The 16,611-nt window shown below is 34.5% G+C and carries 12 protein-coding genes and 1 tRNA gene; 9 read left to right on the forward strand and 4 right to left on the reverse strand.

Features of this window, described 5'->3' with window-relative positions; translation table 11 throughout:
* A partial coding sequence (locus ACHZC3_RS01375; protein WP_394758084.1) for a hypothetical protein occupies positions 1 to 183 on the forward strand: 183 nt, incomplete at its 5' end.
* Here ACHZC3_RS01375 and ACHZC3_RS01380 read toward each other — a convergent pair.
* Positions 173 to 1,168, reverse strand: coding sequence for an NAD-dependent epimerase/dehydratase family protein (locus ACHZC3_RS01380; RefSeq protein WP_394758085.1), 996 nt, complete (start codon positions 1,166 to 1,168; stop codon positions 173 to 175). The genes ACHZC3_RS01375 and ACHZC3_RS01380 overlap by 11 nt on opposite strands.
* Before the next feature lie 96 nt (positions 1,169 to 1,264).
* Here ACHZC3_RS01380 and tyrS point away from each other — a divergent pair, with 96 nt between their 5' ends.
* The 4 genes from tyrS to ACHZC3_RS01400 all read left to right on the forward strand — a co-directional run bounded on the left by tyrS (position 1,265) and on the right by ACHZC3_RS01400 (position 8,469).
* Positions 1,265 to 2,560, forward strand: a complete 1,296-nt coding sequence (tyrS, locus tag ACHZC3_RS01385) for a tyrosine--tRNA ligase (RefSeq protein WP_394758086.1) — start codon at positions 1,265 to 1,267, stop codon at positions 2,558 to 2,560.
* A gap of 179 nt (positions 2,561 to 2,739) precedes the next feature.
* Positions 2,740 to 6,642, forward strand: a complete 3,903-nt coding sequence (locus ACHZC3_RS01390; protein ID WP_394758087.1) for a reprolysin-like metallopeptidase — start codon at positions 2,740 to 2,742, stop codon at positions 6,640 to 6,642.
* Positions 6,643 to 6,763: 121 nt separating this feature from the next.
* Positions 6,764 to 8,038: a Y-family DNA polymerase gene (locus ACHZC3_RS01395; RefSeq protein WP_394758088.1), complete on the forward strand. Its 1,275-nt coding sequence runs from the start codon at positions 6,764 to 6,766 to the stop codon at positions 8,036 to 8,038.
* Positions 8,029 to 8,469 carry a LexA family protein gene (locus ACHZC3_RS01400; protein WP_394758089.1) on the forward strand — a complete coding sequence of 147 codons (441 nt, stop codon included), beginning with the start codon at positions 8,029 to 8,031 and terminating at the stop codon, positions 8,467 to 8,469. The genes ACHZC3_RS01395 and ACHZC3_RS01400 overlap by 10 nt, the downstream gene beginning before the upstream one ends.
* A 33-nt stretch (positions 8,470 to 8,502) precedes the next feature.
* Here the strand turns inward: ACHZC3_RS01400 and ACHZC3_RS01405 are convergent.
* Positions 8,503 to 8,582, reverse strand: a tRNA-Leu gene (locus ACHZC3_RS01405).
* A gap of 152 nt (positions 8,583 to 8,734) precedes the next feature.
* Between ACHZC3_RS01405 and ACHZC3_RS01410 the strand changes: the two genes are divergently transcribed.
* The 4 genes from ACHZC3_RS01410 (at position 8,735) to ACHZC3_RS01425 (ending at position 11,709) form a co-directional block, all read left to right on the forward strand.
* Positions 8,735 to 9,676: a ribose-phosphate pyrophosphokinase gene (locus ACHZC3_RS01410; RefSeq protein ID WP_394758090.1), complete on the forward strand. Its 942-nt coding sequence runs from the start codon at positions 8,735 to 8,737 to the stop codon at positions 9,674 to 9,676.
* Between the two features lie 30 nt (positions 9,677 to 9,706).
* Positions 9,707 to 10,318 carry a 50S ribosomal protein L25/general stress protein Ctc gene (locus ACHZC3_RS01415; RefSeq protein ID WP_394758091.1) on the forward strand — a complete coding sequence of 204 codons (612 nt, stop codon included), beginning with the start codon at positions 9,707 to 9,709 and terminating at the stop codon, positions 10,316 to 10,318.
* A 288-nt stretch (positions 10,319 to 10,606) separates the two neighbouring features.
* Positions 10,607 to 11,173 carry an aminoacyl-tRNA hydrolase gene (pth, locus tag ACHZC3_RS01420; RefSeq protein WP_394758095.1) on the forward strand — a complete coding sequence of 189 codons (567 nt, stop codon included), beginning with the start codon at positions 10,607 to 10,609 and terminating at the stop codon, positions 11,171 to 11,173.
* A gap of 2 nt (positions 11,174 to 11,175) precedes the next feature.
* Positions 11,176 to 11,709, forward strand: a complete 534-nt coding sequence (locus tag ACHZC3_RS01425) for a hypothetical protein (protein WP_394758092.1) — start codon at positions 11,176 to 11,178, stop codon at positions 11,707 to 11,709.
* Positions 11,710 to 11,755: 46 nt separating this feature from the next.
* Here the strand turns inward: ACHZC3_RS01425 and ACHZC3_RS01430 are convergent, their stop codons facing one another.
* Both ACHZC3_RS01430 and ACHZC3_RS01435 read right to left on the reverse strand, forming a co-directional pair.
* Complete coding sequence (locus tag ACHZC3_RS01430) at positions 11,756 to 14,455, reverse strand: reprolysin-like metallopeptidase (RefSeq protein WP_394758093.1); 2,700 nt, start codon at positions 14,453 to 14,455, stop codon at positions 11,756 to 11,758.
* 106 nt (positions 14,456 to 14,561) lie between these two features.
* Positions 14,562 to 16,611: T9SS type A sorting domain-containing protein (locus ACHZC3_RS01435; protein ID WP_394758094.1), on the reverse strand; the 2,050-nt coding region annotated here is incomplete at its 5' end.

A 16,611-nucleotide genomic window follows, 5' to 3' on the forward strand; every position in this document is an offset into this window, starting at 1 on the left:
GCTTCAGATAGTGAAGCCTATAAACTAATGTTCGAAAACGTATCTAACAGATTGCAGAAAGAAAAGTCAGAATTAGATACAATTATCAATAAAGAATTGAAAATTAAAACTAAAAAAACTCAAGATTCTTTAAAGAAATTGTCTAAAATAGCTCGAAAAAACACCATTATTACTAAAGGTTAGTTTCTTTTAGATAAGCCATATAACTATCAACTTTCAGAAACTTATAATCTAGCTGTTTTATTATTTTCTCATTAGAATAAAAATCTTTCGTATGTAAAGCACTTGCTAAATCTTTTGTCAATGTTCTTTTCTTGCCAAAAAATGTTGCAAAAAACCAATCGGTTCGCCAAGCAAAACTAGTGAGTAATTTTCCTGCGTGTAGTTTTGGCTTTTTTACTTGTAGTATTTCGGCAATAGTAAAAACTAGTTCTTGATACGTTTTATTTTCGGAAATTAAAATAAATTTTTCATTTACAATAGTGCTTTGCATCAATAAAAACATACATTTTACTAGATCATTTACGCAAATAAATCCTGTACTCCCTTTAGTATAAAAAGGCAACCCATTTTTTACTTTGGCATAAATTTCTCCACTACCTTCCGTCCAGAAAAGTGGCCCAAGAATAACGCCCGGATTTACAACGACTACATCTAATCCTTCTTGTTGTGCACGCCAAACTTCCATTTCGGCCCCATATTTAGAAATAGCATAATCGTTATGTTGTATTTCAGGATTCCATTCGCATTCTTCTGTAACAATCGTTTCGTGAGGTGCTAAATCGCCTAAAGCAGCAATAGAACTAACGTAACATAGTTTGTTTATTTTAAAATCAATACAAAAACTAGCAATGTTTTGAGTCCCTTCTATGTTTGTTTTTCTAAGGTTTTCTTCCTTTTTTGGATCAAAAGAAATTAAAGCAGCACAATGATATACATAATTAACATCCTGAAAAGCAACTTCAAGAGTTGGAATATCTAAAATATCAGCATGACACCAGTGTATTTTATCAAACAATTCTTGTTTATTATAATATTCGAAAACTGTTTTTACTTTTTGTTTTCCGTTTTCATCTCTATATAATGCTTTCACCTTTTGATCTTGCTCTACTAAATGCAAAACCAAATGCGAACCCACCAATCCTGTTGCTCCTGTAACTAAAATCATTTTATAAAATTACGAATTACAAATTACGCTTTTTTTCGATTAACCGATTAAACAAATGAACATAAAACTTTATCTTTGCCAAAATTGATTTTTAAAATGAAGAATTTAGTTGAAGAATTAAAATGGAGAGGCTTGTTTCACGACATGATGCCTGGAACCGAAGAACAATTAACAAAAGAATCTACTACCGCATATATAGGTTTTGATCCCACTGCCGATTCCTTACACATAGGAAGCATGGTTCAAATCATACTTTTAGTTCATCTTAAAAATTTTGGACACAAACCTATTGCTTTAATAGGAGGTGCGACAGGAATGATTGGCGATCCTTCAGGAAAAAGCGACGAGAGAAATTTGCTCGATGAAGTTACTTTAAATAAAAATGTAGCAGGAATAAAAGCAGTTTTATCTAGTTTTTTAGATTTTAATTCGACCGATGCAAATGCCCCAATTTTAGTAAACAACTACGATTGGATGAAAGATTTTTCGTTTATCGATTTTGCTCGTGATATAGGAAAACGAATCACGGTAAACTATATGATGAGTAAAGATTCTGTCAAAAAACGCTTGGGAGCAGAAGGCGAAGGCATGTCATTTACAGAGTTTACTTACCAACTTATACAAGGTTATGATTTTCAATATTTGTACAAAAACTATAATTGTTTATTACAAATGGGTGGCTCGGATCAATGGGGAAATATTACTACCGGAACCGAATTAGTTCGCAGAATGGGTGGAGACGGTGCAAAAGCATATGCGCTAACTACGCCTTTAATTACAAAAGCTGATGGTTCTAAATTTGGAAAATCTGAAGATGGAAATGTTTGGCTAACTGCCGATAAAACTTCGGTTTACAAATTTTACCAGTTTTGGTTAAATACTTCAGATGAAGATGCTGAGAAATACATCAAAATTTTTACTTTTTTAGATAAAAATACAATTAATACTTTAATAGAAGAACATAAAACCGCAGCACATTTACGTGTTTTGCAACGCAAATTAGCTGAAGAAATCACAATTCTAGTTCATGGTAAAGAAGAATTAGAAAAAGCAATAAAAGCATCAAACATTTTGTTTGGCAATTCTACTTCCGATGATTTGAAAGGATTAGACGCTACAACTTTTCTAGAAATATTTGACGGTGTTCCTCAAGCTGAAATCTCAAAATCTGATATTGAAGCGGGAATAAATATTGTTGATGTGTTAAACGAAAAATCAGGTTTTTTAAAATCTAACGGAGAAGCCCGAAGAGCACTTTCGGCTAATTCTATTTCGGTAAATAAAGAAAAAGTAGCCGAAGAATTTATACTGTCAACGAAAGACATCATAAACAATCAATTTGTATTATTACAGAGTGGAAAGAAGAATTATTTTGTTCTAAAAATAAAGTAAAACACTACCACGAATACCGATAAAGTCCGCCTAAATTAGGCGGACTTTTTTTGTTAAATCTATTTTTTGACGATAATCGATAATTTGTAGTGTTTTATCGATTTTATTATTAAAGCTTCATATTTAACATAAAAATATTGCTATATTCACAACCTTTAAACTAAAAAACAAACCAAATTATGAAAATTAAACTACTTTCGTTAGCAATGCTAGCGGTCACGAGTTTGACATTCGCTCAAGACGGAATATGGAAAAAAATTGTTTCCTCCAAAAAACCAGCTCTTGAAAGCAGAATGCAATTACCCGAAAAAAATCTTTTCGATTTAGATTTTACTAATTTAAAAGATCAGTTAAAAAACTCTCCTTCAAGAAATGCTAGAAATTCAAGTGTTTCTATTTCTTTACCAAATGCTGACGGTCTTTTAGAAAACTTTCGTATTTACGAAAACCCAACTATGGATCCTGCTTTGGCAGCAAAATATCCTGATATCAAATCCTATATTGGTATTGGCATAGACAACCCAACCGCTACAGCTTATTTTAGTATGTCTCCTCTTGGTTTTAAATCAATGGTACTAAGCGCAGACAAATCAGCAGTATTTATTGAACCAGTTTCTACTGATTTAAAAACCTATTCTGTCTACAAAAAAGCAGATAAAAAACAAAGCTTAACACCTTTTGAATGTAAAGTAATTGATAGAATTGAACCAAGTATTACAAACGGTGCGCTTTTACGTCCAAATGCAGATGATGCAACATTAAGAGCCTTCAGATTAGCTATTTCAACTACAGGTGAATATACAGCACATTTTGGCGGTACAAAAGCACAAGCTCTTGCTGCAATAAACGCTACGATGACCCGTGTGAACGGTGTATTTGAAAAAGATTTCGCAGTACGCATGGTTTTGATTGCCAATACTGATGCAGTAATCTATACAAGTGCTTCTACTGACCCATACACGACTAATTACAATAGTGAACTACAAAGTACTTTAACTTCTGTTATTGGTGAAGCAAATTATGATGTAGGCCATGTATTTGTTAAAGCAGGTGATAATGGAAACGCTGGATGTATTGGGTGTGTTTGTGTGAACGGCTCTAAAGGAAGCGCTTTTACATCAAGTTCTATACCTACAGGAGACACCTTTGACATTGATTTCGTTGCACATGAAATAGGACATCAATTTGGGGCTAATCATACTTTCTCAATGAATAATGAAGGTACTGGTGTTAATATGGAGCCAGGATCTGGATCAACCATTATGGGATATGCTGGTATCACTAGTCAAGATGTGCAACCTCATTCGGATGCTTATTTTCACGCTGCAAGTATTCAACAAGTTACAAATAACGTTAAAACTAAAACTTGTCAAACCAACACTGCAACTGGAAATGCAATTCCAACCGCTAGTGCTGGTTTAGATTATACTATTCCTAAAAGCACACCTTTTATGCTAACTGGGTCTGGAACTGATGCCAACGGAGATGCATTAACGTATATTTGGGAACAATTTGATAATGCTTCAAGCGCACAAACTGGAGCAAGCTCGGCAGCAAGTGCAACAAAAGCAACAGGACCTATCTTCAGATCATACTCTCCTAGCACTTCACCAGTAAGATATTTTCCTCAAATGAGTTCAGTTTTAACAGGAGCAACAACTACCACTGGAGCTGAAATTACTGTTGAAGCCCTACCTTCTGTAGCTAGAACAATCAATTTCAGATTTACAACTAGAGACAATAGAGCAGGTGGTTCGGCAAACAATAGTGACGACGTAATTGTTACTGTTAACGGTACTGCTGGTCCATTCTCGGTATCTTCACCAAACACTGCGGTTTCTTATGCTGGCGGAAGTTCACAAACTGTTACATGGGTTGTAGGTGGCACTACTGCTAATGGTGTAAATTGTGCCAATGTAGATATTTTAATTTCTACAAATGGCGGAAGTACATGGTCAACCTTATTAGCAGCTACTCCAAATGATGGAACTCAAGCTGTAACAATTCCTAATACAACAGGAACAACCAATAGAATTATGGTAAAAGGAAGCAATCATATTTTCTTTGATGTTTCTAATACTAACTTTACTATTACTGCAGGTTCTTCTGATACTGTAGCGCCAACTGCTCCAACAACATTAGCCGCTTCTGCAACAACTCAAACCACTACTAATTTATCTTGGACAGCTTCAACAGACAACGTTGGAGTAACAGGATATGAAGTATATAGAGGAACTACTTTAGTAACAACGGTAACAGGTACAACTTATACGGCTACAGGCTTAACAGCTTCAACAGCATATTCTTTTTCAGTAAAAGCGAAAGATGCCGCAGGAAATGTTTCGGCTGCAAGTAATGTTGTAAATGTTACTACTTTGGCTCCAGTTGCTGACACATCAGCGCCAACAGCGCCAACAACATTAACTGCTTCTGGAACGACATCAACTACTACAAATCTATCTTGGACAGCTGCAACAGACAATATTGGTGTAACTGGATATGATGTTTACCAAGGAGCAACTCTTAAAGCAACAGTAACCACAACTTCTTATGCCGTGACTGGTTTAACTTCTTTAACTGCATATTCTTTCTCTGTAAAAGCAAAAGATACTGCAGGAAATGTATCTGTTTCTAGTAATGTAGTAAATGTTACTACTTTGGCCGTAACTACTTCTTATTGTGCATCACAAGGAAATAGCACAGCCGATGAAAAAATTGGTAGAGTAACAATTGGCACAATCAATAACGCTTCAACAGGAACAGCTGGTTATGAAAACTTTTCAGCTATTTCTACCAATGTTACAAGAGGTGCAGCTACAACAATCACTATTACTCCATCATGGACTGCAACAACTTATGCCGAAGGATATGCGGTATTTATTGATTACAATCAAAATGGAGTGTTTACAGATGCTGGTGAAACGGTTTGGACAAAAGCCGCTGCCACAGCAACTCCTGCCACTGGAAGTTTTACAATTCCAGCAACAGCAATTTTAGGAGCAACAAGAATGCGTGTTTCTATGAAATATAATGCAATACCTACTGCTTGTGAGGCTTTCTCTTATGGTCAAGTAGAAGATTATACTGTTAACATCGTTGCAGGAACTGCAGACACTACGGCTCCAACAGCACCTACAACTTTAACTGCCTCTGGTACAACTGCAACTTCAACAAACTTATCATGGACAGCTTCAACTGACAATATTGGGGTATCTGGATATGATGTATATCAAGGAACAACCTTAAAAGCAACTGTAACTACTACAACTTATGCCGCAACTGGCTTAACAGCCTCAACAGCTTATTCTTTCTCTGTAAAAGCAAAAGATGCTGCTGGAAATATTTCTGCTACAAGTAATGTTGTAAATGTTACCACTCTGGCTGGCGGAACAGTGACTTATTGTGCTTCAATAAGTAATAGTACTGCTGATGAAAAAATTGGAAGAGTAGCTATCGGAACAATCAATAACGCATCAACAGGAACAGCTGGTTACGAAAACTTTACAGCGATTTCAACAAATGCTGTTAGAGGAACTGCTCAAACAATTACTATTACTCCAGCTTGGACAAGTACCGTGTATAGCGAAGGTTATGCTGTATTTATCGATTACAACCAAAATGGATTGTTTACTGATGCTGGTGAAACCGTGTTTACAAAAGCAACCTCAACAGTCACTCCTGCTATTGGAAGTTTTACAATTCCAACTACTGCAACTTTAGGAGCAACAAGAATGAGAGTTTCTATGAAATATAGTGGAATTCCTACTTCTTGCGAAACAATATCTTACGGTCAAGTAGAAGATTATACTATAAATATTACTTCAACCGCAAAAGAAACTGCAAAAGAAGTTAATGATGTTGTAGAAATCAAATTGTATCCAAATCCTGTAAGCTCTATAGTAAACATTACGTCAGTTTCTGAAAATGCTACATATAGAGTATACAACTTATATGGACAAACCATAAAAGAAGGGAAAATTTCAAATGGAACTATTGATGTGGTTAATTTCAAAACAGGTAACTATATTTTAGAAGTTACAGATAACGAAACAACTATTACAAAACGTTTTATTAAACAATAATTTTTTCTACATAAATCATTTAAAAGCTATCTCTACCGAGGTAGCTTTTTATTTATTAACATATTCCAAAAATTAACTATCATCTGAAACCTATCACAACGATATTCTGTAATTTTACGACATGTATGCTTTAGTCGATTGTAATAATTTTTATGCTTCGTGTGAACGTGTTTTCCAACCAGAATTCAACGGAAAACCTGTTGTAATTTTGTCTAATAACGATGGTTGTATAATTTCCAGAAGCAAAGAAGCTAAAGAGGCTGGAATTCCTATGGGAGCACCCGAATTTAAGTATAGATTACTTCTAAAAGAAAAAAATGTAAAGGTGTTTTCTTCCAACTATGCACTTTATGGTGATTTAAGCAATCGAGTGATGTCTATTTTAGAAGGATTTACACCCAATTTAGAAATTTACAGCATTGATGAAGCTTTTCTAAATTTTGATGGCTTAAATATTTCAAACTATCATGATTATGGTCTACAAATGAAAAACAGAATACACAAATGGGTTGGAATTCCAGTCTGTGTTGGCTTTGCTCCTACTAAAGCTTTATCTAAAGTAGCCAATAAAATTGCCAAAAAATTTCAAGATAGGACTCAAGGTGTTTATGTTATTGATACTGAAGAAAGTCGTATCAAAGCTTTAAAATGGACAAAAATTGAAGACGTTTGGGGCATAGGTTATCGCATAAATAAAAAAGCAAAGCTCCAAAACATCAATACAGCCCTAGATTTTATTGCTCCAGAGCATGAAAATTGGATTAAAAAAGAAATGGGAATCACAGGACTTCGTTTAAAATATGAATTAGAAGGTAAATCAGTTTTAGATTTAGAACCCATTCGTGAACAAAAAAAGAGTATTGCTATTACCCGAAGTTTTCCGAAACAAATTTCTAACTTTGATTTATTAAGAGAGCGTGTTTCAACTTTTGCAACTGTTTGTGCCGAAAAATTGCGAGCACAAAACTCCTGCTGTCATACTATAATTGTAATGTTAGTTATTGACAGACATACGACTCAGGCACAAAAATATTATTTTAACATGGCAGTCACTTTACCTTTTGCTACAAATTCAAATTTAACAATTTCAAATACTGCAATCGAAATTTTAAAAAAACTGTATGTTGGAAATGAAAATATAAAATTCAAAAAAGCAGGAGTTATTGTTACTGAACTTATTTCTGAGAACAGTAAACAATTTCATTTATTTGAAGATGAAAATCCAAAACACATCAATTTAATGAAGACCATCGATTCACTAAACAAAAAAATAGGCGATAAGAAAGTAAAATTAGCGAGTCAAAATTTGAATTTAACTTGGAATATGAATCAAAATTATTTGTCTCCAAAATACACCACTAATTTCAAGCAAATTTTAGAAATAAAATGCCAATAGAAAAAAATAAAAAAATATTATTCTTTCTTCCTGATTATAAAAGTGAAATAACGATTCCTTTTGTAAAAGAAGGAGTTTCTGCAGGATTCCCATCGCCAGCAGCCGATTTTATGGAAACTAATATCGATTTAAACAAAGAATTATGTGAAAATCCATTAGCGACCTTTTACATTAAAGTAAAAGGAAATTCAATGATAGACGCAGGAATAAATGATAAAGATGTTCTTGTAGTAGATCGAAGTCTAGAACCTAAAACAAATAAAATAGCCATTTGCTTTATTGATGGTGAATTTACAGTAAAGCGCATTAAACTCGAAAAAAAATGTCTGTACCTGATGCCTGAAAACTCAAATTATTCCCCCATAAAGATTACTGAAGAAACCCAACTAATTATATGGGGTATTGTAACGTATGTAATAAAAGCGGTGTAAAAATCAAAAACCCCTCATTTCTGAGAGGTTTTGTACCCGGAGCCGGGCTCGAACCGGCACGGTTTCCCACTGGTGTTTGAGACCAGCGCGTCTACCAATTCCGCCATCCGGGCAGAAATAATAATTTCGTGAGTGCAAATGTAAATATTTTTTTTGCAATTCATAAAAAAATACTTAAAAATTATCTTTCCTAGTCCAATTTAATTCCTAAATTTGCACCTCGGTAAAACGAAACACAACTAACTAACTACAAAACAACTAATTAATGCCACACCTAGAACCCGAAGCAAAAGTATTTGCCTGTTCGCAAAGTGTTTACCTAGCCGAAAAGATAGCTGCAAGCTATGGTGTACCGCTAGGAAAAGTTACGTTCTCGCAATATAGTGATGGTGAATTTCAGCCGTCTTATGAAGAATCCATTCGTGGATTGCGTGTATTCATTGTATGTTCTACATTCCCAAGTTCTGATAACTTAATGGAATTATTACTGATGATAGACGCAGCAAAAAGAGCTTCAGCAAGACATATAACAGCTGTAATTCCTTATTTTGGATGGGCCCGTCAAGACAGAAAAGACAAGCCAAGAGTTCCAATTGGAGCCAAACTTGTTGCAAAATTATTAGAAAGCGCTGGTGCTACAAGAATAATGACTATGGATTTGCATGCAGACCAAATACAAGGTTTTTTCGAAAAACCAGTAGATCATTTGTTCGCATCGACAATTTTCTTGCCTTATGTAAAAAGCTTAGGTTTAGAAAATTTAACAATTGCATCGCCAGACATGGGAGGATCTAAAAGAGCTTATGCTTATTCTAAATTCTTAGAGTCAGACGTAGTAATTTGTTACAAACAAAGAAAAGTAGCCAACGTAATTGATACGATGGAACTAATAGGTGAAGTAAAAGGTCGAAATGTAATCTTAGTAGATGACATGATCGATACAGGAGGCACTTTGGCGAAAGCCGCAGATTTAATGATAGAAAAAGGAGCGTTAAGCGTAAGAGCAATATGTACCCACGCTATTTTATCTGGAGATGCTTACGAAAAAATAGAAAATTCAAAATTGCTTGAATTAATAGTGACTGATTCTATTCCGTTAAAGAAAGAATCAAACAAAATAAGAGTCGTGAGTTGTGCACCTCTTTTTGCAGAAGTAATGAACATGGTTCATCACAACAATTCCATTAGTGGAAAATTTTTAATGTAAATTATTATTTATTAACTATATTTTTTTAAAATGAAATCGATTACAATTAAAGGATCAGAAAGAGAAAGCGTAGGAAAAGTTGCGACTAAAGCCTTACGTAATGCTGGAGAGGTTCCTTGCGTATTATACGGAGGAGATCAACCAGTGCACTTTTCAGCAGACGAAAGAGCATTCAAAACATTGGTTTACACTCCAAACGCACACACAGTTGTGATTGAAGTTGAAGGCGGGAAAACGTACAATGCAGTTTTGCAAGACATTCAAGTACACCCAGTTTCTGACAAAATTTTACACCTTGATTTTTATCAATTATTTGACAATAAAGAGGTTACTATGGAAGTTCCAGTAAGAATCATTGGAACATCTCCAGGTGTTTTATTAGGTGGTGTTTTACGTCTTAACTCACGTAAACTAAAAGTGAAAGCTTTGCCAGCTAACCTACCAGATTTCTTAGATGCAGACATTACGCCTCTACAAATGGGTAACAAAATTTATGTTACAGCATTAGCAAACGACAAATACAAAATTCTACACCCAGACAACACAGTTGTTTGTCAAGTAAGAATCTCTCGTGCTGCTATGAAGGCTGCTCAAGAAGCTGCAAAAGCTGCAAAAGCACCAGCAGGGAAAAAGAAAAAATAATCTTTCGATATACTTTTTCAAAAAGCGCTCCAATTGGGGCGCTTTTTTTATGAGCGAAATTTTAGGAACTCTTGCAAATCGTATTCCTGCTGTACGCTACAATCCACGCCAAAAAGCGTGGGATTTCCACTTCCATCAGGGCTATTTAGCTATTTTTTATCCCTTTTGTAAATTTTCTATAAAAATTCTAACCAACCAATAATCTAATAATCCTATTTTTGCAATATGATACAATGGATTTCAACTCTTTTTTCGAAAACCAAAACCGAAGAAAGCAACAACGATAATATGAAGAATTTTTTAATAGTAGGATTAGGAAATATAGGAGCCGAATACCTAAACACACGCCACAACATAGGCTTCAAAGTATTAGATTTTCTAGCAAGAAAAGAATCATTAGATTTTCAAACAGTAAAATTAGGATCACTTGCCGAATATAAACTTAAAGGAAGAACACTTTTACTACTAAAACCCAATACTTATATGAACTTAAGTGGCAAAGCAGTTCAGTACTGGATGGAAAAAGAGAAAATAGAAAAAGATAATGTCCTGATAATTACAGATGATTTAAACTTAAGTTTTGGAACCATTCGTATAAAACCAAAAGGAAGTGATGGCGGTCACAACGGACTTAAAAGCATTCAGCAAACACTAAACTCATCCGATTATCCACGTTTTAGATTTGGAATCAGTGACGAATTCAAAAAAGGAAAACAAGTAGATTATGTACTTGGCGAATGGGACGAAATCGAAAAAGAAAAACTCTCAGAACGATTAGAAATAGCTTCAGAAGCAGTTAAATCATTTGCATTAGCAGGACTAGAAAACACAATGACTACATATAACGGAAAATAATCATGAAAAAGGAACTATTATTAATTCTAATTACATTGATTATATTTTCTTGTGCTTCTAAAAAATCAATACCACAAGCTAACACTTCAGAACAAGAAAAAACAACAAAGAATTTCATCTGTCCCGAAGATGGGATATGCACCATTAAAATATTAAAAAATCAAAGCTTGTCAATTAAAATAGATGAATTTAATCATTTGTATTACCAAACAAAAGCTAATATAGAAACTTCAATCATAATTTTCGAATACAATCGAAAAGCACTAGAAGGACTTCAAGATGGAAATTATAGAGAAGAAATTATTTTTGAAATCGACAATTCAGTTTCAAAACTTGAATTACAAAATGAATTTTTAAATGGCACAAAAATGATTTTTGGGAGACATTGCTATTGCAAAGGTCAAGCTGGGTATTTTTCTGTAAAAAAAGGAAGTTTAACTTTAGTGAAAAACAAGGAAGGAATTAATTTTAATTTAGAATTTACAGTTACAGAAGTACCTCAAATAGTCAAACATATTAATTACATTGTTAAATAAAAACAGCTCCAAATTTGGAGCTGTTTTGGTATAAATATTAAAGAAATTATTCAATAACAATTCTTTTTACAACTTTCTTTTCACCGTCAGAAATAGAGACCAAATAAACTCCTGATTGAATCGTATTATCAAGTTGTATATTTTGATTAAAAATACCTGAGTTACTGTATTTATTTTCAAAAACACTTCTTCCTCTCAAATCATGAATAACAATATTTATGTCATTTGAAGTGTTCGATTTAAATTTTAATGTAAAATTTCCATTATTAGGATTAGGATACAATGCAAAATCTGTAAATTCATAATCGCTAGGTATCCCAAGAGTAACTGTAGTAATAGAAGTACATATGTTAAATGCAAAACTATTCAACGTTCCACTAGTTCCAAGAGTTATATCCGCCACTCTAAACCTCCATGTCCCAGCTGTTGTTTTTCCATTTAATACACTTAAAGACGAACCAGGCTTATATGTATTATTACCTGCTGCACCAGCACAAACAAAATTCACACCAGCGTCATCAAATGTAGTTATAAAACTTGATTGCCCGTTTGTACAAGCATAACTATCCGATTGAAACATTTGTACAAAAGTTAAATCAGGGTGATTGATACCAATATATAATTGATTTACTCTATGAGAAATATTTGTTAACACGTTTACATCAGAAATCACACCAGTTGTTGCAGGAATAACAATATTAAAATTTTGATACGCCAATGGTGTTTGCTCAACAATCGTAGCGGCAGGAGACGCACTGTAGGTACTACAAGTGATTGATGTTACTACTGTATATCCTATAGCAATGTTACCAACATTTACAGCATAAAAAATATTCCCAACAGCTTCAACAATAATTTTACAAAAAGGGAAATCTCCGGCAGAAGGCACGGTAATTATCTGTGTCCCATCATTTGGAGTATTTGCCAATAAGGTTGAAAAAGTTACGCCATTATCTGTAGAAATCAAGATGTTTACATTAGCAGCATTATATGGCGAGACATCTGTTCCGACAACATTCCATGTGATGTTTTCAGTTGTTCCTTGTGCCCAAGTTGTGTTAGTCGTTTGTGATGTCACAGTAAATGGACCTGTTGTGTTTCCTACAGTAAGGACCATATTTGCTCTGCTTGTCTGACCTCCATTAGGTGCTCTATTATCTCTAACTGTCAATGCAAAATTCATAGTTCTAGCAACGGTAGGGACAACTTCCCAAGTGGGAGCCAAATTACCTGCGACCACACTAGCTAAAGCGGGCATATATCTATTTGGCGAGGCAATAGGAAGATTAGATCTAAAATTTGGACCAGTTGTAGATGTTGGCAATGGAGATTGTGTAGATATCTCCGTATTAGTTTGTTCCCAACAGTAAGTAAGCGCATCACCGTTTACATCTGAAGCACTACCTTTTAGAATAAATGCAGTTCCTTTAGGGATTGTAAAATTCCCTCCAGAATTTGCAACTGGAGGGGTATTCCCATTTGGATTGTTAGGTGCACAATTTGCTGTTGAAGCAATTCTAGCTGCAATCTCCGCAATACTTACTGCATGAAAATGAGCATCTGAATTATTTTGAACGTTTGGAGCACAAATTCCAGCATAAGCCATAATTGTACTTCCACTTCCAGGCTCTACGGCTGTTGAATTGTTTCGATTTGCACCGCAAGAATTGTTAAAAGTATGGTTTGCACCAAACTGATGCCCCATTTCGTGTGCCACATAATCAATATCATAAGGATCACCTACAGGAGCTGTCGAACCTGTAATTCCATTTGCTTTACTGTTATTAACACAAGGAGATGGTCCAGCTAATCCACCACCACCAGTACTTACAGTATGACCAATATCAAAATTAGGGGATCCGATAATTGCTGTTATTTGAGTTTGACTTTCTCCAATTAAAGCATTTGCATCATTATTTGTAAAAGTATCGGAAGTAACAAAAATAATTTGATCGTTTGTTGCTACTAGATTTAATCTTATTGATAAATCTCTTTCATATATTGCATTCACACGAGTCATGGTAACTACCATAGCTGCTAAAACCGCTGCTTTTTGTTGCGCTAATGTTCCTGCGTTTAATCCCGCGGCATTTATATGAAATGCTGCATATTCTATTGTACATGCCATTGCTAATCTAAATTGTCTAAACTGACCGTCGCTTGCTTTATTTGTGTCAGCAATATGATCTAAACCATTACCAGATAATCCAGCAGGAATCACATCATTAACCAAGCATTGAAAATTTCTTGAAGGAGAAGTGTCTGATTTTGAATAAATAATATAGTTATTCAAATCTTTAGTATAAGTATCAATAAACATAGCACTTGTTTTACCTGACAAGGTCATCGCATGTAAACCAAAAAGAGAAACACTAAAGCGTATACTTGCAGTTGGATCTTCGATTCCTTTACCAATATAAGTTTTTATGTCAGTAAATTTAGCAGATAATCCAGCTTCCATTACTGGCGCCTCATAGATCTTAAAATTTTCTATTTCTCCATTATGATTCGGAAAAGTCATTACTAATGTTGATTCAACATTCTGGGAATCCAAAGGGGCTTGCATTAATTGCGTTTTAAATGCATTAAAATCAAGTGAAAATAGTTGATACTTGGTTGGTAAATTTGCACGTTCCATTTTGGTAGAACTGCTAAGTTTTTCTTCCGAAACTTTTCTCCAATCTTGACCAAAACTCACCCCAAAAGACATTAGAACTAGACATAAAATAAGTAAATTTTTTTTCATAATATAGATTTTTTTTTGCTAATATAAGCAAAATTCACAATACACAAACTATAAAATAAAAACGCAGGCTAATAGCCTGCGTTATAAATATATATGAATTTTATTCTTATTCTACAACAATACGTCTTACCGTTTTCTTAGCACCATCTATAATAGATACTAAATAAATTCCTGCTTCTACTTTATCTAAATTAACATTTTGATTGAAGGCTCCTGTATTAGAGAATGATTTCTCATATACTTGACGACCTCTCATATCGTGTACGTTTATTTTAATATCATTAGTAGATGCTGATGTAAATCTTACCGTAAAGTTTCCACTATTAGGGTTTGGGAATAAATTAAAATCTTTGAAGGCAAACTCTTCATTTGTTAAAGCGGCAGATATAAGCGTACATATATTTAAACTCCAACTATTTAATGTACCACCGTCACCATTATAACCATCAGCAAGTCTTAATATCCAATTACCATTAGGAGCTTGTCCATTAAAAGTAGATAATAATTGAGTTGACTTAATTGTTCCTGTTAGTGCAGGAGCAGATCCACATACTGCATTAGATCCAGCGTCATCAAAAGTAGCAACAACGTTATCACTTCCAGCACATGGCTCAAAAAACAATTGCACTTGTGTACCTGCAGGGCTAATTAAGGTGCCTGTAACATCTCCTACATAAGTATGAGTCATATTCATGGTTATATTTACATCGCCAATAGTTCCCGTAGTAGGTATGTTTAAGGTTGAATTTATTGTATTTGCATTTGCAGATGCAATCGTCAAAGGAATGTTTGTAGAAGAAGCTGAACTACATACTAAAACTCCTGTTTCAAATTTAAAAGAAGATCCATAAACTCCACTACAAGCAACGTTTTTAGGCAATACTCTCCAATAATAATTGGTTGCTTGTGTAAGACCGCTTAACGCAAAACTAGTTGTCGTAGAATTCCCTGAAGCAATAATAGTAGTAAAAGCAATATCAGTAGCTACTTGTACATCATAAGAGGTTGCATTTGTAGAAGCTGTCCATGTTAAATTTAAACTTGTGTTTTGAGCCACAGCATTATTAGCAGGTGTTGTTAAACCAGCTGTAGTAAAATTACCACTCAATACTTCTAAGTAAAAAGGAACCGTTTTTGTTGTTGTTGCAGGAACAGATATTGCATTTACAATAATATTGTGCATTGCAACTGGTGTCGTAGCTGTAGTATTAACTGTCATTGTTACTGGACCAGAAGTTGATCTTGACGTAGGAGAAAAGACTACTGTTGTATTTGCCGGAATTCCAGTTGCTGTAAAATTAGTTGTACTAGCAAATCCCGCTATAGCTGTATAGTTAAATGTATAAACCATAGAATTTACACCTTGACAAATGGTTTTATTCTGCTCACCCGCTACACCCGTAAAGGCAACAGCAAATGATGACGCTGCTGCAGTAGTAGTAAAATTAGTATTAGATACATCTAAAAATATATTATTATATCCTCGCACCATTATTCTATTTGTAGTACCAGCTGTATTTGGTATTGTTATCACTTCACTCCCATCATTAGGCACTTTGCTAGCCAATAGTATTGGGAAAGCAGTTCCTGCATTTTGAGATAAATAAATATCAACAAATTTAGCATTAATACCATTCACATCTGTTCCTGCAACTGCCCAAGTAACTGTTTGATTTGTTCCTCCAGCCCAACTTACATTTGTGTTTGGAACATTTACTAAAAATGGCCCTGCTGTTCCGTTCACAGTCACTTTCATTAAGTCTGAAGCCGTTTGTCCTCCAGTAGCTACGTTATCTCTCACTGTCAAAGAAAAATTTAAATCTCTTCCTACAGAAGGCACCACTTCCATTGTAGTTGATGTTGCACCTGCTAATATATTAGCCATAGGCGGCATAAATCTATTAGGTGAAGTTGTTGCTGTTTTAGATCTAAACATAGGTCCAACTGCTCTAGTGGCAACTGGAGCCGCAGTAGTTGCAGGATCTCCTGGGTCGTTTTCTTCCCAGTTATATGTTATTGCATTACCATCTGGATCTGTTCCAGCTCCTTCTAGCACAAATGCAGTAGATTTAGGTATAACATAATCAGCTCCAGCATTTGCAGTAGGAGGATTATTAGTTAAATTCGCAACTTGCGAAGGTGGAATAGCAGAACTA

This window comes from Flavobacterium sp. (assembly GCF_043720215.1).
Classification (GTDB): Bacteria; Bacteroidota; Bacteroidia; order Flavobacteriales; family Flavobacteriaceae; genus Flavobacterium.